The sequence below is a fragment of the Streptomyces sp. AMJ-169 genome, from assembly GCF_055597585.1.
Map to the genome: position 1 here is coordinate 72,352 of NZ_JBVLTJ010000015.1, position 26,437 is coordinate 98,788.

The 26,437-nt window shown below is 70.9% G+C and carries 21 protein-coding genes; 17 read left to right on the forward strand and 4 right to left on the reverse strand.

From position 1 onward, the window contains the following. Positions 1-54: 54 nt before the first annotated feature. The gene (def, locus tag ACYUD3_RS31005) at positions 55-687 is read right to left on the reverse strand and encodes a peptide deformylase (protein WP_470977088.1); all 633 of its coding nucleotides are present in this window, start codon (positions 685-687) and stop codon (positions 55-57) included. Between the two features lie 71 nt (positions 688-758). Further along, positions 759-1,592 carry a C40 family peptidase gene (locus ACYUD3_RS31010; RefSeq protein ID WP_470977091.1) on the reverse strand — a complete coding sequence of 278 codons (834 nt, stop codon included), beginning with the start codon at positions 1,590-1,592 and terminating at the stop codon, positions 759-761. Between the two features lie 665 nt (positions 1,593-2,257). Between ACYUD3_RS31010 and ACYUD3_RS31015 the strand changes: the two genes are divergently transcribed. Genes ACYUD3_RS31015 through nuoN form a run of 14 tightly spaced genes read left to right on the forward strand, consistent with a single transcriptional unit; the run spans position 2,258 to position 18,134 of the window. Further along, the gene (locus ACYUD3_RS31015; RefSeq protein WP_007383963.1) at positions 2,258-2,617 is read left to right on the forward strand and encodes an NADH-quinone oxidoreductase subunit A; all 360 of its coding nucleotides are present in this window, start codon (positions 2,258-2,260) and stop codon (positions 2,615-2,617) included. 13 nt (positions 2,618-2,630) lie between these two features. Continuing rightward, positions 2,631-3,185: a NuoB/complex I 20 kDa subunit family protein gene (locus tag ACYUD3_RS31020; RefSeq protein ID WP_023547484.1), complete on the forward strand. Its 555-nt coding sequence runs from the start codon at positions 2,631-2,633 to the stop codon at positions 3,183-3,185. Then, positions 3,182-3,904, forward strand: coding sequence for an NADH-quinone oxidoreductase subunit C (locus ACYUD3_RS31025; RefSeq protein ID WP_470977094.1), 723 nt, complete (start codon positions 3,182-3,184; stop codon positions 3,902-3,904). The genes ACYUD3_RS31020 and ACYUD3_RS31025 overlap by 4 nt, the downstream gene beginning before the upstream one ends. After that, the gene (locus tag ACYUD3_RS31030; protein ID WP_470977097.1) at positions 3,901-5,232 is read left to right on the forward strand and encodes an NADH-quinone oxidoreductase subunit D; all 1,332 of its coding nucleotides are present in this window, start codon (positions 3,901-3,903) and stop codon (positions 5,230-5,232) included. The genes ACYUD3_RS31025 and ACYUD3_RS31030 overlap by 4 nt, the downstream gene beginning before the upstream one ends. After that, entirely contained in the window at positions 5,229-6,011 is a 783-nt protein-coding gene (gene nuoE, locus ACYUD3_RS31035) for an NADH-quinone oxidoreductase subunit NuoE (RefSeq protein ID WP_470977100.1), read from the forward strand. Before ACYUD3_RS31030 ends, nuoE begins: the two co-directional genes overlap by 4 nt. Then, positions 6,008-7,354, forward strand: a complete 1,347-nt coding sequence (gene nuoF, locus ACYUD3_RS31040) for an NADH-quinone oxidoreductase subunit NuoF (protein WP_470977103.1) — start codon at positions 6,008-6,010, stop codon at positions 7,352-7,354. The genes nuoE and nuoF overlap by 4 nt, the downstream gene beginning before the upstream one ends. Next, complete coding sequence (locus ACYUD3_RS31045; protein WP_470977106.1) at positions 7,351-9,879, forward strand: NADH-quinone oxidoreductase subunit G; 2,529 nt, start codon at positions 7,351-7,353, stop codon at positions 9,877-9,879. Before nuoF ends, ACYUD3_RS31045 begins: the two co-directional genes overlap by 4 nt. Beyond that, positions 9,876-11,237: an NADH-quinone oxidoreductase subunit NuoH gene (gene nuoH, locus ACYUD3_RS31050; RefSeq protein WP_470977109.1), complete on the forward strand. Its 1,362-nt coding sequence runs from the start codon at positions 9,876-9,878 to the stop codon at positions 11,235-11,237. Before ACYUD3_RS31045 ends, nuoH begins: the two co-directional genes overlap by 4 nt. Then, positions 11,230-11,835, forward strand: a complete 606-nt coding sequence (nuoI, locus tag ACYUD3_RS31055) for an NADH-quinone oxidoreductase subunit NuoI (protein WP_470977112.1) — start codon at positions 11,230-11,232, stop codon at positions 11,833-11,835. The genes nuoH and nuoI overlap by 8 nt, the downstream gene beginning before the upstream one ends. Beyond that, on the forward strand, positions 11,832-12,686 hold the full coding sequence (locus tag ACYUD3_RS31060) for an NADH-quinone oxidoreductase subunit J (RefSeq protein ID WP_470977115.1): 855 nt from the start codon (positions 11,832-11,834) through the stop codon (positions 12,684-12,686). The genes nuoI and ACYUD3_RS31060 overlap by 4 nt, the downstream gene beginning before the upstream one ends. Then, positions 12,683-12,982: an NADH-quinone oxidoreductase subunit NuoK gene (nuoK, locus tag ACYUD3_RS31065; protein WP_003992252.1), complete on the forward strand. Its 300-nt coding sequence runs from the start codon at positions 12,683-12,685 to the stop codon at positions 12,980-12,982. Before ACYUD3_RS31060 ends, nuoK begins: the two co-directional genes overlap by 4 nt. 15 nt (positions 12,983-12,997) lie before the next feature. Continuing rightward, positions 12,998-14,911, forward strand: coding sequence for an NADH-quinone oxidoreductase subunit L (nuoL, locus tag ACYUD3_RS31070; RefSeq protein ID WP_470977118.1), 1,914 nt, complete (start codon positions 12,998-13,000; stop codon positions 14,909-14,911). Between the two features lie 5 nt (positions 14,912-14,916). After that, positions 14,917-16,488, forward strand: coding sequence for an NADH-quinone oxidoreductase subunit M (locus ACYUD3_RS31075; protein ID WP_470977121.1), 1,572 nt, complete (start codon positions 14,917-14,919; stop codon positions 16,486-16,488). Next, positions 16,485-18,134: an NADH-quinone oxidoreductase subunit NuoN gene (nuoN, locus tag ACYUD3_RS31080; RefSeq protein ID WP_470977124.1), complete on the forward strand. Its 1,650-nt coding sequence runs from the start codon at positions 16,485-16,487 to the stop codon at positions 18,132-18,134. Before ACYUD3_RS31075 ends, nuoN begins: the two co-directional genes overlap by 4 nt. Before the next feature lie 81 nt (positions 18,135-18,215). Here nuoN and ACYUD3_RS31085 read toward each other — a convergent pair whose 3' ends face one another. After that, positions 18,216-18,821 carry a Uma2 family endonuclease gene (locus ACYUD3_RS31085; protein ID WP_470977127.1) on the reverse strand — a complete coding sequence of 202 codons (606 nt, stop codon included), beginning with the start codon at positions 18,819-18,821 and terminating at the stop codon, positions 18,216-18,218. 250 nt (positions 18,822-19,071) lie between these two features. Between ACYUD3_RS31085 and recQ the strand changes: the two genes are divergently transcribed. Then, entirely contained in the window at positions 19,072-21,213 is a 2,142-nt protein-coding gene (recQ, locus tag ACYUD3_RS31090; RefSeq protein WP_470977130.1) for a DNA helicase RecQ, read from the forward strand. 52 nt (positions 21,214-21,265) lie between these two features. Here recQ and ACYUD3_RS31095 read toward each other — a convergent pair whose 3' ends face one another. Further along, the gene (locus ACYUD3_RS31095; protein ID WP_470977133.1) at positions 21,266-22,204 is read right to left on the reverse strand and encodes a M56 family metallopeptidase; all 939 of its coding nucleotides are present in this window, start codon (positions 22,202-22,204) and stop codon (positions 21,266-21,268) included. A gap of 346 nt (positions 22,205-22,550) precedes the next feature. On the opposite strand from ACYUD3_RS31095, the gene ACYUD3_RS31100 reads away from it, so the two are divergent. Next, positions 22,551-23,819: a DegT/DnrJ/EryC1/StrS family aminotransferase gene (locus ACYUD3_RS31100; RefSeq protein ID WP_470977136.1), complete on the forward strand. Its 1,269-nt coding sequence runs from the start codon at positions 22,551-22,553 to the stop codon at positions 23,817-23,819. Continuing rightward, complete coding sequence (locus ACYUD3_RS31105) at positions 23,812-26,328, forward strand: lipopolysaccharide biosynthesis protein (RefSeq protein ID WP_470977139.1); 2,517 nt, start codon at positions 23,812-23,814, stop codon at positions 26,326-26,328. Before ACYUD3_RS31100 ends, ACYUD3_RS31105 begins: the two co-directional genes overlap by 8 nt. Positions 26,329-26,437: the final 109 nt, after the last annotated feature.

Below are 26,437 nucleotides of genomic sequence, written 5' to 3' on the forward strand. Positions count from 1 at the left end.
GGGGCGGCCTCAAGGGTTACGACGACGAGGGCGCCCCCTGCGCAACTGCCCCGGCTATTCGGCGCCCTCCAGCTCCCGCACCTTCGCCGCCCGCCGTGCGAACACCTCCGCGCGCCGCTCCCCGGCCTGCCGCAACGCCTCCTTGCGGTCCCGCCTGGAGAGCCGGTCGAGATACACGTGCCCGTTCACATGGTCGGTCTCGTGCGCGAGACAGCGGGCGAAGTAACCGGTGCCTTCGATGGTGAGGGGGGCGCCGGTCCTGTCGAGCCCCCGCACGAGCGCGCGGTCGGGGCGGGGTACGTCCATCACGGCGCCGGGGACGGAGAGACACCCCTCCCCGTCGTCCAGAAGACGCCGCCCGGCGGGCCCTTGGGGCTCCAGCACCGGGTTGACGATGTGCCCGACATGCCGGACACCGTCGTCGTCGGGGCAGTCGTACACGAACAGGCGCAGATCCACGCCGACTTGGTTCGCGGCGAGACCCGCGCCGTCGGCGGTGTACATGGTGCGGAACATGTCGGCGACGAGCGCGGCGAGGTCGGGGCCGAACTCGGTGACGTCACGGCAGGGCCGGTGCAGGACCTGCTCGCCGTACTCGGTGATCCGCAGGACGCGGCCGGCGCGGGCCTCGGGGGCCGGGCGCGGGTAGGAGTCGACGGGGCGGCCTTGGACGAAGACGCTGGGCACGCTGGGCTCTCCTTCGTGTGGCCGTGGCGCTGGGTGTCACGGCGGAGGAGAGCCCATTCTCGTGCGGGTGTTCAGAGGACGCGTACCGCGCCTGTCGCCGGGTAGCCGGAGAGGTCCTGGATGACTACGCCCTTGGAGGGGTTGGCGGCGTCGAGGTACTGGCCCCCGCCGATGTAGACGCCCACGTGGTAGGCGGAGCCCTTGGAGCCCCAGTAGAGGATGTCGCCGACCTGGAGGTTGGAGAGGGAGACCTCGGTGCCTACGGTCGACTGGTCCTCGGAGACGCGCGGGAGGTCGATGCCGACCTGCTTGAACGCGGCCTGCACGAGGCCGGAGCAGTCCCAGGCGTTGGGGCCGGTGCCGCCCATGACGTACGCGTCGCCGACCTGCGCCTTGAGGAACGCGATGACGGTCGCGACGCTGCCGCTGGCGGGCGCCGAGACGTCGGAGGAGCTGCTGCTGGACGCGCTGAGGCTCGTACGGGCCGTCGAGCGGGACACAGCGGCCTCGGCGGCGGCCTTGCGGGCCTCCTCCGCCTTCTTCTTGGCCTCGGCCTTCTTCGCGGCGTCCAGATCCTTCGCGGCCTGCTTGGCCGCGGCGGAGGCGGCGGCGTCCCGCTCGGCCTGGAGCTGGTAGTTGGCCGCGGCGAGCTGGGTGGCCTGCGCGGACTGCGCGACCTGGTTGGTCAGGTCGGCGGTGAGCGTCGGCAGTTCGAGCGTCTGCGTCACGGGCGACTCGGCGGCGCTCGCCGAACCGGCCGCCGTGGCGACCGCCAGCGTGCCGAGGACACCACTGGCGACTCCGGCCCGCATCGCGATCGTCGACGCGCTGCGGCGGGGTTTCCGGTGGCTGCGTATGTGAGCGGTGTGGGACATGGGGATAACCGGTACCAGGAGGTCCTTCATACCTTCAAGGAACGTGTGCTGCGCCACATTTGTTCAACAGGTCCGCCAACTTCCGTGCCCCCGGCTCTTTATTGACGCCGTAACGGACATTGTGGACCTGGGTGCACAAGGCTGTGATCACGGCCTTTCGCTGTTACGCCCGAATTGCCCGACGCCTACCATCTGTTGAGACCGTTGGCCAAGCCCGGCTTCTGACGGCCGCTCACCGGTGTGGCGGAGGTCACGGAACCGTCACGCGTCCACATCTCGCCTTCGCGTCCCCCTGATGTGTGAACGCCGTCCTCTATCAATCGCACCTGTCCAGGGCCAATTTGCATGCACGGGAAGCCTCTTGATATAGAGACGCGCCTTTCCGGCCCACCCTGACGAGCGAAAATGTCACGCCTGGTGATCACTTGAAAGCTTCGTGTACGAAGATCATGGCTGATATGACTACATGATCCATCGTCAGGTGGTGGAGATCACAAAGCTTGTGCAATACCCCGTGTCGCAGATCACAGATCGGCGGGCATAGGATGCGGAGCGATTGGGCTTGTGACTTGCTTCACATGTTCGCGATCTTCGTGCGAGCCCACATCACAGCAACCCTCCCCCAAGTCCTCGGATCCGCTCGGACAGGGGGGACCCCCCAACAGTCAACGCCGACTGAGAGGAGCGAGGACGCGGTGAACGCCTATGCGCCCATCCTCGTACTGGGAGCCCTCGGGGCAGGCTTTGCGATCTTCTCCGTGGTCATGGCCACGCTGATCGGGCCGAAGCGGTACAACCGCGCCAAGCTTGAGGCCTACGAGTGCGGGATCGAGCCGACCCCCACGCCGGCCGGCGGCGGGCGCTTCCCCATCAAGTACTACCTGACGGCGATGCTCTTCATCGTCTTCGACATCGAGATCGTCTTCCTCTACCCCTGGGCCGTCACCTTCGACGCCCTCGGGGTCTTCGGGCTCGTGGAGATGCTGCTCTTCGTGCTCACCGTCTTCGTCGCCTACGCGTACGTCTGGCGGCGCGGCGGCCTGGAATGGGACTGAGAGGCCTTTGGCAATGGGACTCGAAGAGAAGCTGCCGAGCGGCTTTCTGCTGACCACCGTCGAACAGGCCGCGGGCTGGGTGCGCAAGGCGTCCGTCTTCCCCGCCACCTTCGGCCTCGCCTGCTGCGCCATCGAGATGATGACCACCGGGGCCGGCCGCTACGACCTGGCCCGCTTCGGCATGGAGGTCTTCCGGGGCTCGCCCCGCCAGGCCGACCTGATGATCGTCGCCGGCCGGGTCAGCCAGAAGATGGCGCCGGTCCTGCGGCAGGTCTACGACCAGATGCCGAACCCCAAGTGGGTCATCTCCATGGGGGTGTGCGCCTCGTCGGGCGGCATGTTCAACAACTACGCGATCGTCCAGGGCGTCGACCACATCGTCCCCGTGGACATCTATCTGCCGGGCTGCCCGCCGCGCCCCGAGATGCTGATGGACGCGATCCTCAAGCTCCACCACAAGATCCAGACCTCCAAGCTCGGCGTCAACGCCGAGGAAGCGGCCCGGGAGGCGGAGGAGGCGGCCCTGAAGGCCCTGCCGACCATCGAGATGAAGGGGCTGCTGCGGTGAGCGACGCCCACCCCGAGGACGCCGAGAGCCCGGCGGGGCTGCCCGCGCCGCGCGGCGCGGGCGAGGAGATCCGCGTCCAGCGCGGCATGTTCGGCGCCGGCAATGGCGGCGACACCTCCGGCTACGGCGGCCTCGTCCGCTCGGTCCGGCTGCCGGGCGCCTCCGCGCGGCCGTACGGAGGCTGGTTCGACGAGGTCGCCGACGAACTGGAGGGCGCCCTGGAGGAACAGGGGCTGCTGCCCGGCAACGCGATCGAGAAGACGGTCGTCGACCGGGACGAACTCACCTTCCACATCGAGCGCGAGCACCTTCTGCGCGTCGCCCGCACCCTGCGCGACGACCCGGCGCTGCGCTTCGAACTGTGCACCGGCGTCAGCGGCGTCCACTACCCGCACGACAAGGGCCGCGAGCTGCACGCCGTCTACCACCTGCGCTCGATCACCCACAACCGGCTGATCCGCCTCGAAGCCAGCGCCCCCGACACCGATCCGCACCTGCCGTCCCTGGTCGCGGTCTACCCGACCAACGACTGGCACGAGCGCGAGACCTACGACTTCTTCGGGATCGTCTTCGACGGCCACCCGGCGCTGACGCGGATCATGATGCCGGACGACTGGCAGGGCCACCCGCAGCGCAAGGACTACCCCCTCGGCGGCATCCCCGTCGAGTACAAGGGCGCCCAGATCCCGGCTCCGGACCAGCGGAGGTCGTACTCGTGAGCACGTCGCACGCATCCGCCGCCTCGGCGCGCGAAACCACCGAAGGCGCCGTCTACACGGTCACCGGCGGCGACTGGGACGAGGTCGTCCAGTCCGCGGCCCGCGCGGACGACGAGCGCATCGTCGTCAACATGGGCCCCCAGCACCCCTCCACCCACGGAGTGCTCCGCCTCATCCTGGAGATCGAGGGCGAGACCGTCACCGAGGCCCGCTGCGGCATCGGCTATCTGCACACCGGGATCGAGAAGAACCTCGAATACCGCACGTGGACGCAGGGCACCACCTTCGTCACGCGCATGGACTACCTGACGTCCTTCTTCAACGAGACCGCCTACTGCCTCGGCGTCGAGAAACTCCTCGGCATCGAGGACCAGATCACCGAACGCGCCGAGATCATCCGCGTCCTCCTCATGGAGCTCAACCGGATGTCCTCCCACCTGGTGTGCATCGCCACCGGCGGCATGGAGCTCGGCGCCACCACGATCATGATCTACGGCTTCCGCGACCGCGAACTGATCCTCGACATCTACGAGCTGATCACCGGCCTGCGGATGAACCACGCCTACATCCGCCCCGGCGGACTCGCCCAGGACCTCCCGCCCGGCGCGGTGGACCAGATCCGCGAGTTCGTCAAGAAGATGAAGAAGAACCTCCCCGAGTACGACAAACTCGCCACCGGCAACCCCATCTTCAAGGCCCGGATGCAGGACGTCGGCCACCTCGACCTGGCCGGCTGCATGGCCCTCGGCGCGACCGGCCCGATCCTGCGCTCCACCGGCCTCCCGCACGACCTGCGCAAGGCCCAGCCCTACTGCGGCTACGAGACCTACGACTTCGACGTGCCCACCGCCGACACCTGCGACTCCTACGGCCGCTTCCTGATCCGCCTGGAGGAGATGCGCCAGTCGCTGCGCATCGTCGAGCAGTGCCTGGACCGGCTCCAGCCGGGCCCGGTCATGGTCGCCGACAAGAAGATCGCCTGGCCCGCCCAACTGGCCCTCGGCCCCGACGGGCTGGGCAACTCCCTCGACCACATCAAGAAGATCATGGGCACCTCCATGGAGGCCCTGATCCACCACTTCAAGCTGGTCACCGAGGGCTTCAGGGTCCCGCCCGGCCAGGCGTACGCGGCCGTCGAGTCACCCAAGGGCGAACTCGGCGTGCACGTCGTCTCCGACGGCGGCACCCGCCCCTTCCGGGTCCACTTCCGCGACCCGTCCTTCACCAACCTGCAAGCGATGGCGGCGATGTGCGAGGGCGGCCAGGTCGCCGACGTCATCGTCGCCGTCGCGTCCATCGACCCCGTGATGGGAGGCGTCGACCGGTGACCACCTCTTCTGCCGCCGGCACCCCGGGCCGGGGCGTCGGCCTGGGCATGCCCGAACTGCCCGCGCCCGCCTACCCGGACGACGTACGGGCCCGCCTGGAGCGGGACGCGCGCGACGTGATCGCCCGCTACCCCGACTCCCGCTCCGCGCTCCTGCCGCTGCTGCACCTCGTGCAGGCCGAGGAGGGCCACGTCACCCGCACCGGGATGCGTTTCTGTGCCGACGTCCTGGACCTCACCACCGCCGAGGTCACCGCCGTCGCCACCTTCTACTCCATGTACCGGCGCCGGGCCGGCGGCGACTACCAGGTCGGCGTCTGCACCAACACGCTGTGCGCGGTCATGGGCGGCGACGCGATCTTCGAGGCGCTCCAGGAGTATCTGGGTGTCGGCAACGGGGAGACCACCGACGACGGGTCGGTCACCCTGGAGCACATCGAGTGCAACGCGGCCTGCGACTTCGCGCCCGTCGTGATGGTCAACTGGGAGTTCTTCGACAACCAGACCGTCGAGAGCGCCAAACGCCTCGTCGACGAGCTGCGCCTGGGCCGGACCGTACGGCCCACGCGCGGAGCGCCGCTGTGCACCTTCAAGGAGACCGCCCGCATCCTCGCGGGCTTCCCCGACGAGCGCGAGGGCGCCGTGGAGGCGAGCGGCGCAGCCGGCCCCGCCTCACTGGTGGGCCTCCGCCTGGCCAGGGGAGAGACCGCACCCGCGCGCGTGGTCCACCCGCGGGACGAACCCGCGGACCGGCCCGCCACCGAGGAGGGGGAGGGATGACCTTGGCACCCGAGCTGAAAGGCAGCAGCCCCGAGAAGCTGCTCGCACCCGTGCTGTCGGCCTTCTGGGACGAGGAGCGGTCCTGGTCGCTCGACGTCTACCGAAGGCACGAGGGGTACGAGGGCCTGCGCAAGGCGCTCGCCATGTCGCCGGACGACGTCATCGCCTACGTCAAGGACTCCGGTCTGCGCGGGCGCGGCGGCGCCGGGTTCCCGACGGGGATGAAGTGGCAGTTCATTCCCCAGGGGGACGGTAAACCGCACTATCTAGTTGTCAACGCCGACGAATCGGAACCGGGGACCTGCAAGGACATCCCGCTCCTCTTCGCGAACCCGCACAGCCTCATCGAGGGCATCGTCATCGCGTGTCACGCCATCAGGTCGTCGCATGCCTTCATCTATCTGCGGGGCGAAGTCGTCCCCGTTCTGCGGCGGTTGCACGAGGCCGTGCGCGAGGCCCACGAGGCCGGCTACCTCGGCGAGGACATCCTGGGCAGCGGGCTCGATCTCCAGCTCACCGTGCACGCCGGCGCCGGCGCGTACATCTGCGGTGAGGAGACCGCGCTGCTCGACTCGCTCGAAGGCCGCCGGGGTCAACCGCGGCTGCGTCCTCCTTTCCCTGCCGTCGAGGGGCTCTACGCCTGCCCCACTGTCGTGAACAACGTCGAGTCCATCGCGTCGGTTCCCGCCATCCTCCAACGGGGGAAAGAATGGTTCCGGTCGATGGGCAGCGAGAAGTCACCGGGCTTCACGCTGTACTCCCTCTCCGGCCACGTCGCGAGCCCCGGCCAGTACGAGGCCCCGCTCGGTGTGACCCTGCGCCAGCTGCTGGAGATGAGCGGCGGGATGCGCCCCGGGCACCGGCTGAAGTTCTGGACGCCGGGCGGCTCCTCCACGCCGATGTTCACCGCCGAACACCTCGACGTCCCCCTCGACTACGAGGGCGTCGGCGCCGCCGGCTCGATGCTCGGCACCAAGGCGTTGCAGTGCTTCGACGAGACGACGTGCGTGGTGCGGGCGGTGACCCGCTGGACGGAGTTCTACGCCCACGAGTCCTGCGGCAAGTGCACGCCGTGCCGCGAGGGGACGTACTGGCTCGTGCAGCTGCTGCGCGACATCGAGGCCGGCAAGGGCGTCATGAGCGACCTCGACAAGCTGAACGACATCGCCGACAACATCAACGGCAAGTCGTTCTGCGCCCTCGGCGACGGCGCCGCCTCGCCGATCTTCTCCTCGCTGAAGTACTTCCGCGAGGAGTACGAGCAGCACATCACCGGCCGGGGCTGCCCCTTCGACCCGGCCAAGTCGACGGCCTGGGCGGACCGCCCGGAGGTGAACGCATGACGGTGACCACAAGTGCCCCCTCCGGAGGCGGGGGAGAGGCGGCGGTCCCGCCGGAGGACCTCGTGACCCTGACCATCGACGGCGCCGAGATCAGCGTGCCCAAGGGCACCCTCGTCATCCGCGCCGCCGAACAGCTCGGCATCGAGATCCCCCGCTTCTGCGACCACCCCCTCCTCGACCCGGCCGGCGCCTGCCGCCAGTGCATCGTCGAGGTCGAGGGCCAGCGCAAGCCCATGGCGTCCTGCACGATCAGCTGCACCGACGGCATGGTCGTCAGGACCCACCTCACCTCGCCCGCCGCCGAGAAGGCCCAGCACGGCGTGATGGAGCTGCTGCTCATCAACCACCCGCTGGACTGCCCGGTCTGCGACAAGGGCGGCGAGTGCCCCTTGCAGAACCAGGCCATGTCGCACGGCCAGGCCGACTCCCGCTTCGACGGCCGCAAAAGGACCTACGCCAAGCCCGTACCCGTCTCCGCGCAGGTCCTCCTCGACCGGGAGCGCTGCGTGCTGTGCGCGCGCTGCACCCGCTTCTCCAACCAAGTCGCCGGCGACCCGATGATCGAGCTGATCGAGCGGGGCGCGCTCCAGCAGGTCGGGACCGGGGAGGGCGACCCGTTCGAGTCGTACTTCTCCGGGAACACCATCCAGATCTGCCCCGTGGGCGCGCTCACCTCGGCCGCCTACCGGTTCCGTTCCCGGCCCTTCGACCTGGTGTCGTCGCCGTCGGTGTGCGAGCACTGCTCCGGGGGCTGCGCCACCCGCACCGACCACCGGCGCGGCAAGGTCATGCGCAAGCTCGCCGCGAACGACCCCGAGGTCAACGAGGAGTGGATCTGCGACAAGGGGCGCTTCGCCTTCCGGTACGCGCAGCAGCGCGACCGGTTGCAGACGCCCCTGGTGCGCAACGCCGAGGGCGACCTGGAGCCCGCCTCCTGGCCGGAGGCCCTCCAGATCGCCGCCCAAGGGCTGCTCGCCTCGCGCGGGCGCGCGGGAGTGCTCACCGGCGGGCGACTCACCGTCGAGGACGCCTACGCGTACAGCAAGTTCACGCGCGTGGCGCTCGCCTCCCACGACATCGACTTCCGCGCGCGCGTGCACAGCGGCGAGGAGGCCGACTTCCTGGCCTCCCACGTCGCCGGGCGCGGCCGGGACCTCGACGGCACCGGCGTCACGTACACCGCCCTGGAGAAGGCCCCGGCCGTGCTGCTCGCCGGGTTCGAGTCGGAGGAGGAGGCGCCCGGCGTCTTCCTGCGGCTGCGCAAGGCGTGGCGGGGGCACGGACAGCGGGTGTTCTCGCTGGCCACCCATGAGACGCGGGGCCTGCGCAAGGCGGGCGGCACGCTGCTGCCGGCCGCTCCGGGCACCGAGACGGAGTGGCTGGACGCCCTCGCGGCCGGCAGCGGCCTGGAGCCGCCCGGCGAGGAGGCCGCACGCGCCCTGCGGGCGGACGGCGCCGTCATCGTCGTGGGCGAGCGCCTGGCCGGTGTCGCGGGCGGGCTCACGGCCGCCGTGCGGGCCGCGCAGGCGACCGGGGCGCGGCTGGTGTGGATCCCGCGCCGGGCCGGGGAGCGCGGGGCGCTCGAGGCGGGGGCGCTGCCCGCGCTGCTGCCCGGCGGACGCCCGGTGACCGACCCGCGCGCGCGGGAGGAGGTCGCCGCTGTCTGGGGCCTGGCCGAACTCCCGCACGGGTACGGCCGCGACACCGGGCAGATCCTGGAGGCCGCCGTCGCCGGTGAACTCCGGGCGCTGGTCGTCGCCGGCGTCGAGGTCACCGACCTGCCCGACCCCGCACGCGCGCGTACCGCGCTCGACGAGGTCGGCTTCCTGGTCTCCCTGGAGCTGCGGCCCAGCGAGGTCACCACTCGCGCGGACGTCGTCCTGCCCGTCGCCGCCGTCGCCGAGAAGCCCGGGGCCTTCCTCAACTGGGAAGGCAGGGTGCGCTTCTTCGAGGCCGCGCTCAAGCCTGAGCAGCTGACCCGTACGCCCGCGCCGAGCGACGCGCGCGTGCTTCATATGCTCGCCGACGCCATGGCCCGCGCCGAAGGCGCTAATGGGAGCTGCCACTTGGGGCTGCCGGATCTGCGCTCCGCGCGCGCGGAGATCGACCGGCTCGGCGCCTGGGACGGCGCCCGGGCCGCCGCTCCCGCCGAGAGCGCCGGGGTGCTGCCCCGCCCGGCCGCCGGGGAGGCCGTGCTCGCCGGCCACCGGCTGCTGCTCGACCAGGGCGCGCTCCAGGACGGCGACGACGCGCTCGCCGCGACCCGGCACGCGGCCCGCGCGCGCGTGTCGCACGCCACGGCCGCCGAGGCAGGCGTCGAGAACGGCGCCCTGCTCGCCGTGACGGGCGCCGCCGGGACGGTCGAACTGCCCCTGGAGATCACCGACATGCCCGACCGGGTGGTGTGGCTCCCGCTGAACTCCACCCGCGCGGGTGTCGCCTCCGCCACCGGGGCCCGCCCCGGAACCCTCGTCCGCATCGGCCCGGCGCAGCCCGCCGACGCCCCCCAGGAGGTGGAGGCGTGAACCAGTACCTCGCCGCGGAAGACCTCTCCATGTTCGGCCGCGACCCCTGGTGGCTCGTCGTCGTCAAAGCGGTGTTCTGCTTCGCGTTCCTGATGGTGACCGTGCTGTTCTCCATCGTCTGGGAGCGCAAGGTCGTCGCCTGGATGCAGCTGCGCATCGGGCCCAACCGGCACGGCCCCTGGGGCATGCTCCAGTCCCTGGCCGACGGCATCAAGCTGATGCTCAAGGAGGACGTCGTCGTCAAACGCGCGGACAAGGTCGTCTACGTCCTCGCGCCGGTCATCGCCGCGATCCCCGCGTTCATGGCGATCGCCGTCATCCCCTTCGGCCCGGCCGGCAACGAGGTCTCGATCTTCGGCCAGCGCACGACGATGCAGCTCACCGACCTGCCCATCGCGATGCTGTACATCCTGGCCGTCGCCTCGGTCGGCATCTACGGCATCGTCCTGGCCGGCTGGAGCTCCGGGTCGACGTACCCGCTGCTGGGCGGGCTGCGCTCGTGCGCGCAGATGATCTCCTACGAGATCGCCATGGGCGCCGCGTTCGCCTCGGTGTTCCTGTACTCGGGCTCCATGTCGACGTCGACGATCGTCGAGCAGCAGCACGACCGCTGGTACATCCTGCTGCTGCCGGTGTCGTTCGTCCTGTACATCGTCACCATGGTCGGCGAGACCAACCGCGCCCCCTTCGACATGCCGGAGTCCGAGGGCGACCTGGTGGGCGGCTTCAACACCGAGTACTCGTCGATCAAGTTCGCGCTGTTCATGCTCGCCGAGTACGTCAACATGGTGACCGTCTCGGCCGTCGCCACCACCCTCTTCCTCGGCGGCTGGCGGGCCCCCTGGCCGGTCAGCACCTTCTGGGAGGGCGCCAACCACGGCTGGTGGCCCATGCTCTGGTTCACCGTCAAGGTCCAGCTGCTGCTGTTCTTCTTCATCTGGCTGCGCGGCACCCTCCCGCGCGTGCGCTACGACCAGCTGATGAAGCTCGGCTGGAAGGTGCTCATCCCGGTCTCGGTGGCCTGGCTGATGCTCGTCGCGACCGTACGGACCCTGCGCAACGAGCACTACGCCTTCGCCGACATCGCCCTCTACGTCGCCGGCGGCCTGCTCGCCGTCCTGCTGGTCTCTTTCGTCGCCGACACGTTCCGCGAGAAGGCCAAGGGCGCCGAACCCCCCGCCGAACCGGCCGCGTTCGACCCCATGGCGGGCGGATTCCCGGTGCCGCCGCTGCCCGGACAGGAGCTTCCCGCGGTGCCCCGCCGCCGGCCGCGCAGGGAGCGGGAGCTGATTGTCAGTGGTGGGGTCGATACTCAGAGTGACGGACCTCATGACGGAAAGGAGGCGTCCGATGGCTGATGAGCCGAAGGAGACCGACCCCGGTTTCCTCAACCCCGTCGCCGGCTTCGGCGTGACCTTCAAGGCCATGTTCAAGAAGCGGCTCACCGAGCAGTACCCGGAACAGCAGAAGACCACCGCCCCCCGGTTCCACGGACGGCATCAGCTCAACCGCCATCCGGACGGCCTGGAGAAGTGCGTCGGCTGCGAACTGTGCGCCTGGGCCTGCCCCGCCGACGCGATCTACGTCGAGGGCGCCGACAACACCGACGAGGAGCGCTACTCCCCGGGCGAGCGCTACGGCCGCGTCTACCAGATCAACTACGCCCGCTGCATCCTGTGCGGCCTGTGCATCGAGGCGTGCCCCACGCGCGCGCTGACGATGACCAACGAGTTCGAACTGGCCGACTCCAGCCGCGCGAACCTCATCTACACCAAGGAACAGCTCCTGGCCGGCCTGGAGGACGGCATGGTCGACTCGCCCCACGCGATCTACCCGGGGACCGACGAACAGGACTACTACCGGGGGCTCGTGACGGAGGCGGCGCCGGGGACGGAGCGCCAAGTGGCCGTCTCCCAGGGCGAGAAGCCTCAGGACGAGGGGGTGGTGGGCGCATGACCGCGCAGCTCGCGGCCTACTCGACCTCCACCGGAGAAGCCTTCCAGTTCTGGGTGCTCGGCACGGTCGCGGTGATCGGCGCCTTGTGCACCGTCTTCATGCGGAAGGCCGTCCACAGCGCCCTCTGCCTCGCCGGGACCATGATCGTCCTGGCGGTGTTCTACCTCGCCAACGGGGCGTACTTCCTGGGCATCGTCCAGATCGTCGTCTACACCGGCGCGATCATGATGCTGTTCCTCTTCGTGGTCATGCTCGTCGGCGTCACCGCCGCCGACTCCCTGAAGGAGACCATCAAGGGCCAGCGCTGGCTCGCCCTGCTCAGCGGGCTCGGCTTCGGCGTCCTGCTGGTCGCGGGGCTCGCCAACGCCTCCCTGACGGAGTTCGACGGCCTCGCCCAGGCGAACGCGAACGGCAACGTCGAGGGCCTGGCGACCCTCATCTTCACCAAGTACGTGTTCGCCTTCGAGATCACCGGCGCGCTGCTCATCACGGCCTCCGTCGGCGCGATGCTCCTCACCCACCGCGAGCGTGCCGAACGCGCCATGACCCAGCGCGAGCTGGCCGCCCGGCGGGTGCGCGACGGCAAGCACGTGCCCCCGCTGCCCGCCCCCGGCGTGTACGCGCGGCACAACGCCGTCGACATCGCGGGCCTGCTGCCCGACGGCACGCCCTCGGAGCTGACGGTCAGCAAGACGCTGCGCGACCGCGGCCAGATCCGGGACGTGTCCCAGGAGGCGATCAGCGACCTGAAGGCCCTCCAGCAGCGCTCCGAGGAGCGGCTGGAGCGGGCCGCCGTGGAGCCGCCGCACTTCAAGCAGGACGCCCGGCAGGCCGAGGAGGCGTCGCAGTGAACCCGGTCAACTACCTGTACCTCGCCGCCCTGTTGTTCACGATCGGCGCGACCGGCGTCCTCATCCGGCGCAATGCGATCGTCGTGTTCATGTGCATCGAGCTGATGCTGAACGCCTGCAACCTCGCGTTCGTCGCCTTCTCGCGGATGCACGGCAACCTCGACGGCCAGATCATCGCCTTCTTCACGATGGTCGTCGCCGCGGCGGAGGTCGTGGTCGGACTCGCGATCATCGTGTCGCTGTTCCGCGCCCGGCACTCCGCGTCCGTCGACGACGCCAGCCTGATGAAGCTGTAAGGGGTCGCAAGAATCGTGGAGAACCTCATCGCGCCGCTGATCGCGGCGCCCCTGCTCGGAGCGGCCGTTCTGCTCACCGGAGGCCGCCGGCTCGACGCCGCCGGCCACTGGATCGGCACGTGCCTGTCGGCCGTCTCCTTCGTCCTCGGCGTGGTCCTGTTCACCGACCTGCTCGGCAAGGACGCCGAACACCGCACGCTGACCAGCCACTTGTTCAGCTGGATCCCCGTGGAGGGCTTCCAGGCGGACGTCGCCTTCCGCCTCGACCAGCTGTCCATGACGTTCGTCCTGCTGATCACCGGCGTCGGCTCCCTGATCCACCTGTACTCGGTGGGCTACATGGAGCACGACGAGCGCAGGCGCCGCTTCTTCGGCTATCTGAACCTGTTCCTCGCGGCGATGCTGATCCTGGTCCTCGCCGACAACTACCTCCTGCTGTACGTCGGCTGGGAGGGCGTGGGCCTCGCCTCGTACCTGCTCATCGGGTTCTGGCAGCACAAGCCCAGCGCCGCGACGGCAGCCAAGAAGGCCTTCCTGGTCAACCGGGTCGGCGACATGGGCCTGTCCATCGCGATCATGCTGATGTTCACGACCTTCGGGACGTTCGCCTTCGGCCCCCTCCTCGGCACCCACGCCGAGCCCGGGGCCGCCGCCGGCGCCTCCGAGGGCAAGCTCACCGCGATCGCCCTGATGCTCCTGCTGGCCGCCTGCGGCAAGTCCGCGCAGGTCCCGCTCCAGTCCTGGCTCGGGGACGCCATGGAGGGCCCCACGCCCGTCTCGGCGCTCATCCACGCGGCGACGATGGTCACGGCGGGCGTCTACCTCATCGTCCGCTCCGGCGCGATCTTCGACGCCGCCCCGGACGCCCAGCTGGTCGTCACGGTCGTCGGCGCGGTCACGCTGCTGTTCGGCGCGATCGTCGGTTGCGCGAAGGACGACATCAAGAAGGCCCTCGCGGGCTCGACGATGTCGCAGATCGGCTACATGGTCCTCGCCGCGGGGCTCGGCCCCATCGGGTACGTCTTCGCGATCATGCACCTGGTGACGCACGGCTTCTTCAAGGCCGGGCTCTTCCTGGGCGCCGGCTCGGTCATGCACGGCATGAACGACGAGGTCGACATGCGCAAGTACGGCGGCCTGCGCACGTACATGCCGGTCACGTTCGTCACCTTCGGCCTCGGCTACCTCGCGATCATCGGCTTCCCCGGGCTGTCCGGCTTCTTCTCCAAGGACAAGATCATCGAGGCGGCGTTCGCCAAGGGCGGCACCGAGGGCTGGATCCTCGGCGGCTGCGCGCTCCTGGGCGCCGCCATCACCGCGTTCTACATGACGCGCGTGATGCTGATGACGTTCTTCGGCGAGAAGCGCTGGCAGCCGGACGCGGAAGGACATGAGCCGCACCCGCACGAGTCCCCGAGGTCCATGACGATCCCCATGATCGTCCTGGCCTTCGGATCGGTCTTCGCGGGCGGCCTGTTCAGCATCGGCGACCGCTTCCTGAACTGGCTGGAGCCCATCACCGGGCACGACCACGGACACGCCCCCATCGGCGCGACCACGGTCACCCTGGCCACCATGGCGGTCCTCGTGCTCGGCGTCGCCCTGGCCTGGGCCCAGTACGGCCGCCGCCCGGTGCCGGCCGTCGCCCCGCGCGGTTCACTGCTCACCCGCGCGGCCCGCCGCGACCTCCTCCAGGACGACTTCAACCACGTCGTCCTGGTCCGCGGCGGCGAACACCTCACGCGCTCCCTGGTGTACGTCGACCACACCCTGGTCGACGGCGTCGTCAACGGCACGGCGGCCGGCTTCGGCGGGCTCTCCGGGCGGCTGCGCAGGCTCCAGAACGGCTTCGCGCGGTCGTACGCGGTCTCGATGTTCGGCGGCGCGGCCCTCCTGATCGCCGCGACCCTGCTGATGAGGGCGGTCTGATACCGATGTCCTTTCCCCTGCTGACAGCGACGGCGGTGCTGCCCGCCGTCGGAGCGGTGGCCACGGCCGCCGTACCGGCCGCGCGGCGTAATGCCGCGAAGTCGCTCGCCCTGCTGTTCTCGCTGGGCACGCTCGCCCTCGCGATCGCCGTCCTGGTCCGCTTCGACCCCGGCGGCGACCGCTACCAGCTGACCGAGTCGCACGCCTGGATCAAGGACTTCGGGGTCCGCTACGAACTGGGCGTCGACGGCATCGCGGTGGCGCTCGTCGCGCTGACGGCGCTGCTGATCCCGTTCATCGTCCTGGCGGGCTGGAACGACGCCGACCCGCTGGAGACCGGCAGCCGGCGCTGGCGGCCCACCCAGGGCTTCTTCGCGCTGATCCTGGCCGTCGAGGCGATGGTGATCATCTCGTTCGAGGCCACCGACGTCTTCCTCTTCTACATCTTCTTCGAAGCCATGCTGATCCCGATGTACTTCCTCATCGGAGGCTTCGGGGACCGCGCCCACGAGCACGGGGAGGAGACGGCGGCGACCCAACGGTCGTACGCGGCCGTCAAGTTCCTGCTGTACAACCTGGTCGGCGGGCTGATCATGCTGGCCGCCGTCATCGGGCTCTATGTGGTCGCGGGCAACTTCAGCCTCCAGGAGATCGCCGCCGCGCGGGCGGCCGGCACGCTCGACATGGCGACGAACACCGAACGCTGGCTGTTCCTCGGCTTCTTCTTCGCGTTCGCGGTGAAGGCCCCGCTGTGGCCGCTGCACACCTGGCTGCCCAACGCGATGGGCGAGGCCACCGCCCCGGTCGCCGTCCTCATCACGGCCGTCGTCGACAAGGTCGGCACGTTCGCGATGCTTCGTTTTTGTCTGCAACTCTTCCCAGAGGCGTCGAAATGGGCGACTCCGGTCATTCTCGTACTCGCCCTGATCAGCATCATCTACGGCGCCCTGCTCGCCGTCGGCCAGCGGGACATCAAGCGGCTGATCGCGTACGCGTCGATCTCGCACTTCGGGTTCATCGTTCTGGGCATCTTCGCGATGACCAGCCAGGGCCAGTCCGGCGCGACGCTCTACATGGTCAACCACGGCATCTCCACGGCCGCCCTGATGCTCGTCGCCGGCTTCCTGATCTCCCGGCGCGGCTCGCGGCTCATCGCCGACTACGGCGGCGTCCAGAAGGTCGCCCCGGTGCTCGCCGGGACGTTTCTCATCGGCGGCCTCGCCACCCTGTCACTGCCCGGACTGGCGCCGTTCGTGAGCGAGTTCCTCGTCCTGGTCGGCGCGTTCGCCCGCTACCCGGTCGCGGGGATCATCGCCACCTTCGGCATCGTCCTGGCCGCCCTGTACACCCTCGTCCTCTACCAGCGGACGATGACCGGGCCGGTCAAGCCCGAGGTCGCGGCGATGCCCGATCTGAAGGTGCGGGAGATCGCGGTCGTGGCGCCCCTGGTGGTGCTGCTGATCCTCCTCGGGGTGTACCCCAAACCGGTCGCCGACGTCGTCAACCCGGCGGTCAAGCAGACGCTTTCCGACGTACACAAGAAAGACCCCCAGCCTGAGGTGGAGGCGGCCAGGTGAGCGCGACAGTCGTCCACAGCCTGTGGACAACGGCGGCCGATCCGATCTCGAAGATCGACGCGCCGAAGATCGAATACGGGCAGTTGTCACCCGTCCTGATCATCCTCGGCGCGGCGGTCCTCGGCATCCTGGCCGAGGCATTCGTCCCGCGCCGGCAGCGTTATTACGCGCAGCTGTTCGTCTGCGCGGTCGCCCTGTGCGCCGCCTTCGCGGCGGTCGTCGCGCTCGCGGCCGACGGGTACGCCACCACCCGCGCGGGCATCGCCGCCATGGGCGCGATCGCCGTCGACGGACCCGCCCTCTTCCTCCAGGGCGTCATCCTGCTGTCCGCCCTGGTCGCCCTCTTCACCTTCGCCGAACGCCGCCTCGACCCCGAGGCGCACGGCAACCGGGTCGACTCCTTCGCCGCCCAGGCCGCCGCCGTACCCGGCAGCGACGCCGAGAAGGCGGCCGTCAAAGCGGGGTTCACCACCACCGAGGTCTTCCCGCTGCTGCTGTTCGCGGTCGCCGGGATGCTGGTCTTCCCCGCCGCCAACGACCTGCTGACCCTCTTCATCGCCCTGGAGGTGTTCTCCCTCCCGCTCTACCTGCTGTGCGCCCTGGCCCGCCGCAAGCGGCTGGTCTCCCAGGAGGCGGCCGTCAAGTACTTCCTGCTCGGCGCCTTCGCCTCCGCGTTCACCCTGTTCGGCATCGCCCTGCTCTACGGCTACGCGGGCTCGGTGTCCTACGGGACGATCGCCCAGGTCGTCGACGGCACCGTCAAGTCGGTGGACCCCGCCCTCGCCGACACCATGGGCAACGACGCGCTCCTGCTCATCGGCGCCGCGCTCCTGGTGATGGGCCTGCTCTTCAAGGTCGGCGCGGTCCCCTTCCACATGTGGACCCCGGACGTCTACCAGGGCGCCCCTACCCCGGTCACCGGCTTCATGGCCGCCGCCACCAAGGTCGCCGCCTTCGGCGCCCTCCTGCGCGTCCTGTACGTCGTCCTGCCCGGGCTGCGCTGGGACTGGCGGCCGGTCATGTGGGGTGTCGTGATCATCACGATGCTCGGCGGCGCGATCGTCGCGATCACCCAGACCGACATCAAGCGGCTGCTGGCGTACTCGTCCATCGCGCACGCGGGATTCATCCTCGCGGGTGTCATCGCGATGACGCCTGACGGTGTCTCCTCGGTGCTGTTCTACCTGGCGGCCTACTCCTTCGTGACGATCGGCGCGTTCGCGGTCGTCACCCTGGTCCGCGACGCCGGCGGCGAGGCCACGCACCTGTCCAAGTGGGCGGGCCTGGGCCGCCGTTCACCCCTGGTCGCGGCCGTCTTCGCGGTCTTCCTGCTGGCCTTCGCCGGCATCCCGCTGACCTCGGGGTTCGCCGGGAAGTTCGCCGTCTTCAAGGCGGCGGCCGAGGGGGGCGCGGCGCCGCTGGTCGTGGTCGGTGTGATCTCCTCCGCGATCGCCGCGTTCTTCTACATCCGCGTGATCGTCCTGATGTTCTTCAGCGAGCCGCGGCCCGAGGGACCGACGGTGGCGGTTCCGTCACCGCTGACGACGACCGCGATCGCGATGGGCGTCGTGGTGACGATCGTGCTCGGCGTGGCCCCCCAGTACTTCCTGGACCTGGCGGGCCAGGCGGGGGTGTTCGTACGCTGACCTGCGGCGCTGGCCTGTGAGACATACATGTGGCCCGGCTCCCTCGGGGGTGCCGGGCCACAGGCGGGTCTGTGCGGGGGGCTACTGCTCCCTGGTGCGGCGGGTCCTGATCTGGGTGAGGTCCAGGTCCATCGGGAAGGGGGCGGCTACCTTCATGCGCTCGCGGAAGATGCCGGTGCTGGTGTAGGTGCCGGTCGTCGGCTCCAGCTCGAAGGTGTGGACGACGGCGAGGCCCTTCTCGTTCTCGATGCGCCAGTAGTGGGGGATCTTGGCGCGGGAGTACTTCAGGGGCTTGGTCTCGCGGTCACGGGAGACGGATTCCTCTGAGACGACTTCGATGGCCAGGATGACGGCTTCCACCGAGACCCGAGTCTGTTCCGAATTTTCCCCCACCGCATCCTCGTGCACCACGACCACATCCGGCTCGGGCCTGTTCTGATGGTCGATGTCGATGGTGAACTCGCGGATCACCTCGAACTCCGCAGGCGCGAGAGACTGGAGTTGCCACTCGAAGAAACTCACAGTGCGCGAGTGAAACAGGGTCTGCGGACTCACGAAGACCAGGCTCCCGTCGATCAGTTCCGTGTGCGCAGGAAGATTCGGAAGCCGGTCCAGGTCGTCGGCAGTCCAGCCGCCCTCCGGCGGCATCGGCCAGGCGGACTCGGACGCCTTCGGTGCGACGCTCATCAGTGCTCCCATGGGACGGAGTCTCGACGGTCTATCCAGGCTATCCGCCGAAAACGGGTGAGTCTCCCGCGAACGTGTGAACGGGGTCGTGTCCTTGACGCGGACCAGGCTGGCTGGGGCCCGGTGCGGGGAGACCGATTCAGGTGGCGCGGGTCGCTCGGGAGGCTTGAGCCTGTGGATAACTCTGTGGCTGTCGGTGCGGGGCCCTATGGTGGAGGCAGGTCGAGGGACGGCGTACGGGGGACGGGCGATGGGCGGGATCAGGGAGATGGCAGAGGTGGCCGGGGTGTCGGGTGTGGTGGAGAGCGAAGCGCTGGGCACGCTGCGGCGGGTGTTCGGGTACGAGAGCTTCCGCGGGGAGCAGGAAGCGATCATCGAGCACGTCGTGGACGGCGGGGACGCGGTCGTCCTCATGCCCACCGGCGGCGGCAAGTCGTTGTGTTATCAGATCCCGGCGCTGGTCAGAGCGGGCACGGGGATCGTCGTCTCGCCGCTGATCGCGCTCATGCAGGACCAGGTGGACGCGCTGCGCGCGGTGGGCGTGCGGGCCGGGTTCATCAACTCCACGCAGGGGTTCGACGAACGGCGCCTGGTGGAGGCCGAGTTCGTCTCCGGCGAGCTGGACCTGCTGTACCTCGCCCCCGAGCGGCTGCGCCTGGACGGCACGCTGGAGCTGCTCTCCCGCGGCAAGATCTCGGTGTTCGCGATCGACGAGGCGCACTGCGTCTCCCAGTGGGGCCACGACTTCCGGCCCGACTACCTCTCCCTCTCCCTCCTCGGCGAACGCTGGCCGGACGTCCCGCGCATCGCGCTGACGGCGACGGCGACGAAGGCGACGCACGAGGAGATCGTCCAGCGCCTGGTCATGCCGGCCGCCCGGCACTTCGTCGCCAGCTTCGACCGGCCCAACATCCAGTACCGCATCGTCCCCAAGGCCGACCCCAAGAAGCAGCTGCTGGGCTTCCTGCGCGAGGAGCACGCGGGGGACGCCGGCATCGTCTACTGCCTGTCGCGCAACTCGGTGGAGAAGACGGCCGAGTTCCTGGTGAACAACGGGATCGCGGCCGTGCCGTATCACGCCGGGCTCGACGCGGCCGTCCGCGCGGACCACCAGTCCCGCTTCCTGCGCGAGGACGGCCTGACCGTCGTCGCGACCATCGCCTTCGGCATGGGCATCGACAAGCCCGACGTCCGCTTCGTCGCCCACCTCGACCTGCCGAAGTCCGTCGAGGGCTACTACCAGGAGACCGGCCGCGCGGGGCGGGACGGCCAGCCGTCGACGGCCTGGATGGCGTACGGCCTCAACGACGTCATCCAGCAGCGCAAGATGATCCAGTCCGGGGAGGGCGACGAGGCGTTCCGGCGCCGCGCGCAGTCCCACCTCGACGCGATGCTCGCGCTGTGCGAGACCGCCCGCTGCCGGCGCGGCCAGCTCCTCGACTACTTCGGCCAGGACCCCGACGCGGCGGGCTGCGGCAACTGCGACACATGCCTGACCCCGCCGGAGACCTGGGACGGCACGGTCGCGGCCCAGAAGGTCCTCTCCACCGTCGTCCGGCTCCAGCGCGAGCGCGGGCAGAAGTTCGGCGCCGTCCAGATCGTCGACATCCTCCTCGGCAAGCGCACCGGCAAGGTCATCCAGTTCGACCACGACCAGCTGTCCGTCTTCGGCATCGGCCAGGATCTCGCCGAGGGCGAATGGCGGGGCGTCATCCGCCAGTTGCTCGCCCAGGGCATCCTCGCCGTCGAGGGCGAGTACGGCACGCTGGCGCTGACCGAGGCCAGCGGGACGGTGCTGCGGCGCGAGCGGGAGGTGCCGTTGCGCAAGGAGCCGAAGCGGCCCACCGCCGCGAAGGCGTCCGGCGCGGCGGGTTCCTCCTCCGGCAAGGGCAAGTCCAAGGCGGCCGTCGTCGAACTGCCCTCCCAGCTCCAGCCCGCGTTCGAGGCACTGCGCGCGTGGCGCGCCGAGCAGGCCCGTGAGCAGGGGGTTCCGGCGTACGTCATCTTCCACGACGCGACGCTGCGGGAGATCGTCAGCGTGTGGCCGGCGTCGGTGCGGGACCTGGCCGGGATCAGCGGGGTGGGGGAGAAGAAGCTCGCGACCTATGGGGAGGGGGTGGTCGCGGCGCTGGCGGAGTTGGGCGGGGCGCCGGAGGGGGTGGGGTCGGATGCCGCGGGTTCTGGGGCGGGCGGTTCGGTTTCCGCGCCGCGCGGGTCCGCTCCGGCGGGCGGGTCGGCTCCGGCTCGCTCACCGCGCGGGTCGGCTTCGGTGAGTTCCGGGGCTCGGGCGGGTTCCGGAGCTCCGGCGGCCTCCGGGGTTCCGGCGGGCGCCGCTGCCCCCGGGGGCGACGACCTCTGGGGTGAGATCGAGGAGGAGCCCGACTGGTCGTAGGGGGAGGCCCGTTGGGGGCCGTCCGCTGAGCGGAGTTCAGGGAGCGTGCGGCTCACGTCAACGCCGTGAGCCCCGGCGCGAACGCGATCAGCAGCGGCAGCAGCGGGATCAGCGCGGCGACCGCCGTGGTCAGCGCCCGGTGCCGGCGCGGCAGCCGCGGCGGCGGCTTCAGCAGGCGGTCGACGCGCTCGCCCAGGAGCCGGTGGCTGGAGGCGCAGGACAGCACACCCCGGTGCTGGTTCAGCTCGATCAGAGCGAGGGCGGTCGTGAGGTGGCCGCAGCGCCGGGACGCGCTGTCGTCGGCGGCGAGTTCGACGAGGCGGTGGGTCTGGTCGCAGAAGTGGGCGAAGAGGGGGACGCGCGGGAAGCCGGTCGCGAGGGCCGTCGAGAGGTGCAGGAGCCAGTCGTGGCGGGCGCGGGCGTGGCCGCGCTCATGGGCCAGGACGGCGTCGACCTGGTGGGCGGTGAGCCGGTTCAGCGCGCCGGTGGTGACGATGAGCTGCGGCGGGCTGCCCGGGAGCCACCACGCGTCGGGGTACTCGTCCTCCAGGACCAGCAGCGGCCCCCGCGCGGACGGCAGCCCCGCCGGCAGATCCGGGGCCCGCTCCCGCAGCAGCGCCCGTTCGAGCGCGCGCCGCCGCCGGGCCTCGACCAGCTGACGGGCCAGCATCGCCGTCGTCCAGGCCGCCCCGCAGGCCAGCAGCAGCGTCAGGGCCGCCGCCCACACCGGCGCGGCCGACAGGTCGTACGCCTCCCTGACCTCCTGCGGCGCCGGGGCGAACAGCTGGGAGCGGACGGTGTGGAAGACGGCCGCCGCGCCCAGGGCGAGGGCGGTGAGGCAGCACAGCAGGACCGTGGCGACCAGGCACTGCCACACCCACAGGCCCACCACCGGCTCCCGTTCCGGCCAGCAGGCCCGGGTCAGCGCGTGCGGCGCCGGCACGGCGGCGGCCAGGGCGACGACGCTCAGCAGGAGCAGGCAGACGACCATGCCACGGGCTCCCCATCTCGGTCGGGTCTGGGTCGGCTTCGCGGCTCACCGTTCCCCGCCGCCAGTATGGCCGTGCGGCAAGGGCCGGGTCAGCCCTTCGCACAGGCCCGCCCGGACCTCGTGCGCCGCGCGGCACGCAGCTGCCCTCCCGAGGTGCTCCCGCCGGTCCGCGACCGTCAACCCGGCGGCCCCCAACCCCCCTTTCGGGTAAGGAAGTTGTCCACAAGGCGGGCCATATCCACAGGCTGGACCGCAATCTTGACGGAGCGGTGCGAACAGGGAGACTCTGGGCAGGTGCCGGAAGGCCTCGGGGAGGGGGCCTTCGGTTGGTGCACCTGGGGGGCGGATGACCAAAGGGGAGGCCGGTCCCGGGGCGGCGCGTCGCCGTCCGGGGCCGGGGAGGAAGCGGGAGCCGCGCCGGCTCGCGGAGCTGGAAGCGGCGATGCGCGGCAGGCTCGGCCGGGAGTGCGTGTACGTGCCGTCGTGCCGCTTCGGGCTGTACGTGGCGCTGCGCCACTGGTGCCCGCCCGGCGGCCGGGTCCTGATGTCCCCGGTCAACGACGACGTGATCTTCTTCGTCCTGCTCGCGGCGGGCCTGCGCCCGGTCCAGGCCCCGCTCAGAGCGCTCGATGCGTCGATCGACGTGGACGCGGTGCCGCAGGAGACCTGGGCGGGCCTGTCGGCGGTCCTGACGACGAACCTGTACGGCAACCCCGAGGACACCCCCCGCCTGCGCGCGCGCTGCGACCGCCTGGGCATCCCGCTGTTCGAGGACGCCGCGCACGCCATCGGCAGCGAGAGCGGCGGCCGTCCCGTGGGCGCCTGGGGCGACGCCTCCGTCTTCAGCCTCTCCAAGCACGCCGGCGCCAAGGCGGGCGGCTTCCTCACCGTCGCCGACCCCGCCCTGCGCGCGACCTTGGCCAAGGCCCGCGACGACCTGCTCCTGCCGTCCCGCGCGGGAGCCGAACTCGCCTACGCCGTCCGCCCGTACGCGGAGGCCGCCGTACGCGGGCTCGGCCTGCGCGCCGCCGCGTGGGCCACCCTGCGGATGCTGGGCCGCGCGGAGCGCGAGGACATCAGGATGCCGCTGCGCCCCGAAGCCCTCACCCGCGCGGCAGCCGCCGCCCCCGGCCTCACCGCGTACGACTCCTGGGTCCGCGTCGACATGCACGACTACCGCCTGCGCGCCGGAACCCACCGCCTCGCGCGCGTGGGACGCAGGCTCGCCCGCCTGGACGACGTCCTGGCCGCCCACCGCGCGGGCACGCGGGCCCTGCTGACGACACCCTGGGCGCGCACGTACACGGAAGAGGCCCAACCCCTGTTCCGCGTCCCCCTGTTCGTCGAGGACCGCGACCACGCGCGCGAGGTGCTCGCCCGCCGGGGCATCATCGTCGGCTATCTGTACGACCCCCCGCTGGACGACTACGCGGGCCCCGAGTTCACCGACGCCTCGCCCGACCCCGCGGGCGCCCGCTGGTTCGCCCGGCACGCCCTCCCCGTCGACCCCCTCCGCGCGCGCGAGGTGACCGAGGCACTGGGCGAGGCCGGCGTACGACCCGCAGGGCAGCCCCCGGCCCGGCACCCCACCCCCCGGACGGCCGACCATGGCTGAGACCCGCACCGTCCAGGACCGGAAGGGCGCCGGCCCCCCGAAACCCGCCCCCGCGCGCGGGAGCGGCCCCGACTCCCTCTTCAAGAACGCCTACTTCCTGATGCTCAGCACAGGAGTCTCGGCCGTCCTGGGCCTCGGCTTCTGGCTGGTCGCCGCCCGCTACTACACCGAGGAGGCCGTCGGCCAGGGCTCGGCGGCCATCGCGGCGATGCGCCTGCTGGCGAGCATCACGGCGACGACGATGATCGGCGCCGTCGTCCGGTTCGTCCCGCGCGCGGGACGCGCGACCGGCTCCCTGGTGGGCCGCGCGTACCTGGCCAGCTCGGTGGTCGTGGCGGTCGCCGCCGTCGTCTTCCTGCTCACGCTCGGCCTGTGGGGGCCGTCGTACGCGCCCCTGGGGACGCCGGCGGCGGGGGCCGGGTTCGTCGTCGCGTGCGTGGCGTGGGCGCTGCTGACGCTCCAGGACGGGGTGCTGACCGGGCTGCGCAAGGCGCTGTGGGTGCCGGTCGGGAACGCGGTGTTCTCCGTCGGCAAGCTGATCCTGCTGGCCTTCTTCGCGACCGCGCTGCCGGTGCTCGGGATCTTCGTGTCCTGGGCGGTCGCGATCGCCTTCTCCACGCTGCCGCTCGGCTGGCTGGTCTTCCGCCGGCTGATCCCGCGCCAGGCCGCCGCCGACCGGGACGTCGAACCGCCCGGGCCGCGCGAGATGGGCCGCTTCCTCGCCGGGGACTCGCTGGGCGCGCTGTTCAGCCTCGCGATGATCAACCTGCTGCCGGTGATGGTCGCCGTCCGCTTCAGCGCCGCCGAGAACGGCTACTTCTACGTCGCCTACACCGTCGGCGGCACCATGGAGTTCATGGCCATCAACATGGCCTCCTCCCTCACCGCCCACGCCTCGCACGACCCGCGCCGCCTCGCCGACGGCGTACGCGGGGCGCTGCGCCGGATGGGCCTGCTGCTGGTCCCCGTCGTCCTCGTCCTGGTGCTGTTCGCGCCCCAGATCCTCACCCCGTTCGACCAGGACTACGCCGAGCACGGCACCACGGTCCTACGGCTGCTCGCCCTGGGGGCGCTGCCCCGGGTCGTCGTCGAGCTGTACATCGGGGTGCTGCGGGTCCAGGGGCGTACGGGGGTGCTCGCCGCGCTCCAGGGCGCGATGTGCACGCTGGTCCTGGGGGGCGCGGCCCTGTTGTTCGCGCCTGCCGGGATCGCGGGGGCGGGGTGGGCGGTGCTGCTGGGGATGACGTTGACGGCGCTGGTGTCGGTGGTGGGGTTGCGCGCGGCCTTGCGCCCCGCTCCGGTGTCCGGGGGCGCCCCTGAGAGCGCCCCTGAGACCGGCCCTCGCTTGGGCGCGACCGCCGGGTACGGCACGTCCGCCGCCCCTATGTGGGCTCGCCGCGCGGGGGTTGCCGACGAGGACACTGTGCCGCTGTTCATCGGGCGGCCCGGGTATGAGCGGGAGGCGTTGGGGGCGGATATGTTGGCGATTCTTGTGCGGCCGGGGGGTGGGGGGTTCTTGGGGGCGGGGGCTGGGGCTGGGGCGATGCCGGGGGCGCCGGTCAGGGGGAAATCGGGGGCGAAGTCCGGGGCGCGGTCGGGGTCGGACTTGGGGGCGCTCTCGGGGGTGCCGGTTGGGGAGAAACCGGGGTCGAAATCGGGGGCGGACTCGGGGGCGCTCTCAGGGGCGCGTGCAGAGTTGGACTCGGGGGCGCTCTTGGGGGCGGACTCGGGGGCGTTCTTAGGGTCGGCTTCGGGGGCGCGCGCCGGGCACTCTCGCAACCCCGGGCACCCTGACACCCCCGGCCGCCGCCTCGCCGAACCCCCGTACACAGCAAGGGGTTTATGGTCCCGCGCAGGCCAACGACGGCTCCGCGCGGGATTATGGGCCGCCCTCTGGACAGCCGTGGCGACGTTCGTCGTCGGGGCCTGGCACCTCCCCTGGCTGCGCGCGCCGGAGCCGTCCACGACTCTGCCGCCGGCCCCCCTCACGGGCCGCGCGATGCTCGACGCCCTGCCCCCGGCCGCCGCCGGCGCGGGCCTGGTGCTGCTCCTTCTGTACGTCGCCTCGGTGACGCTCTGCCTGCGGCAGGACCCGTGGCTGCCGGGTACGGCCCTCGGCGCGGTCGCCCTCGCGCTGTACGCCGTGCCGGTCGCGCTGGGGCGGGAACCGGAGGCGGTGAGTGGGACGTTCTACACGGAAACGGCGCGTTTCTTCGCGGAGGCGATGGGGCTCGACGGGCCTGAGCCGCTGCTGAGGTGGGTGCCGCCGATCTGTCTGCTGCTGTGTCTCGTCGCGCTGTGGCAGTTGCTCGCCCGGCTGGGGGAGCGGCTGCGGCTGCCATGGGCGGTGCGGTGGGGGGCCGTCTATCTCGCCGCCCTGGGGGGCTGGGCGTGGCGAGAGGACCTGGCTTCCGCCGCGCCGCCGCTGCTCGCCTCGCTCTTCGTCCTGGTCCTGGCGCTGTCGGTGCACCGCGCGCAGCCGCCCCAAGGCCAGACCGCCACCACCTGACCCGCCACCACAATCCGTACGCCAAGGGGGGAACCGCCGTGCGTCCGCCACCTGCTCCGCACGAGAGAACCGAACCGGAACCGGGCCGGGGTCCCCGGAGCGCGGAGAT

Bases quoted from the DNA above. Each gene is read 5' to 3' on its own strand.
- ACYUD3_RS31010 (WP_470977091.1), bottom strand. From the start codon at position 1,592: ATGAAGGACCTCCTGGTACCGGTTATCCCCATGTCCCACACCGCTCAC.
- ACYUD3_RS31020 (WP_023547484.1), top strand. From the start codon at position 2,631: ATGGGACTCGAAGAGAAGCTGCCGAGCGGCTTTCTGCTGACCACCGTC.
- nuoF (WP_470977103.1), top strand. From the start codon at position 6,008: ATGACCTTGGCACCCGAGCTGAAAGGCAGCAGCCCCGAGAAGCTGCTC.
- ACYUD3_RS31045 (WP_470977106.1), top strand. From the start codon at position 7,351: ATGACGGTGACCACAAGTGCCCCCTCCGGAGGCGGGGGAGAGGCGGCG.
- nuoI (WP_470977112.1), top strand. From the start codon at position 11,230: ATGGCTGATGAGCCGAAGGAGACCGACCCCGGTTTCCTCAACCCCGTC.
- ACYUD3_RS31060 (WP_470977115.1), top strand. From the start codon at position 11,832: ATGACCGCGCAGCTCGCGGCCTACTCGACCTCCACCGGAGAAGCCTTC.
- ACYUD3_RS31075 (WP_470977121.1), top strand. From the start codon at position 14,917: ATGTCCTTTCCCCTGCTGACAGCGACGGCGGTGCTGCCCGCCGTCGGA.
- ACYUD3_RS31085 (WP_470977127.1), bottom strand. From the start codon at position 18,821: ATGAGCGTCGCACCGAAGGCGTCCGAGTCCGCCTGGCCGATGCCGCCG.
- recQ (WP_470977130.1), top strand. From the start codon at position 19,072: ATGGGCGGGATCAGGGAGATGGCAGAGGTGGCCGGGGTGTCGGGTGTG.
- ACYUD3_RS31095 (WP_470977133.1), bottom strand. From the start codon at position 22,204: ATGGTCGTCTGCCTGCTCCTGCTGAGCGTCGTCGCCCTGGCCGCCGCC.
- ACYUD3_RS31100 (WP_470977136.1), top strand. From the start codon at position 22,551: ATGACCAAAGGGGAGGCCGGTCCCGGGGCGGCGCGTCGCCGTCCGGGG.
- ACYUD3_RS31105 (WP_470977139.1), top strand. From the start codon at position 23,812: ATGGCTGAGACCCGCACCGTCCAGGACCGGAAGGGCGCCGGCCCCCCG.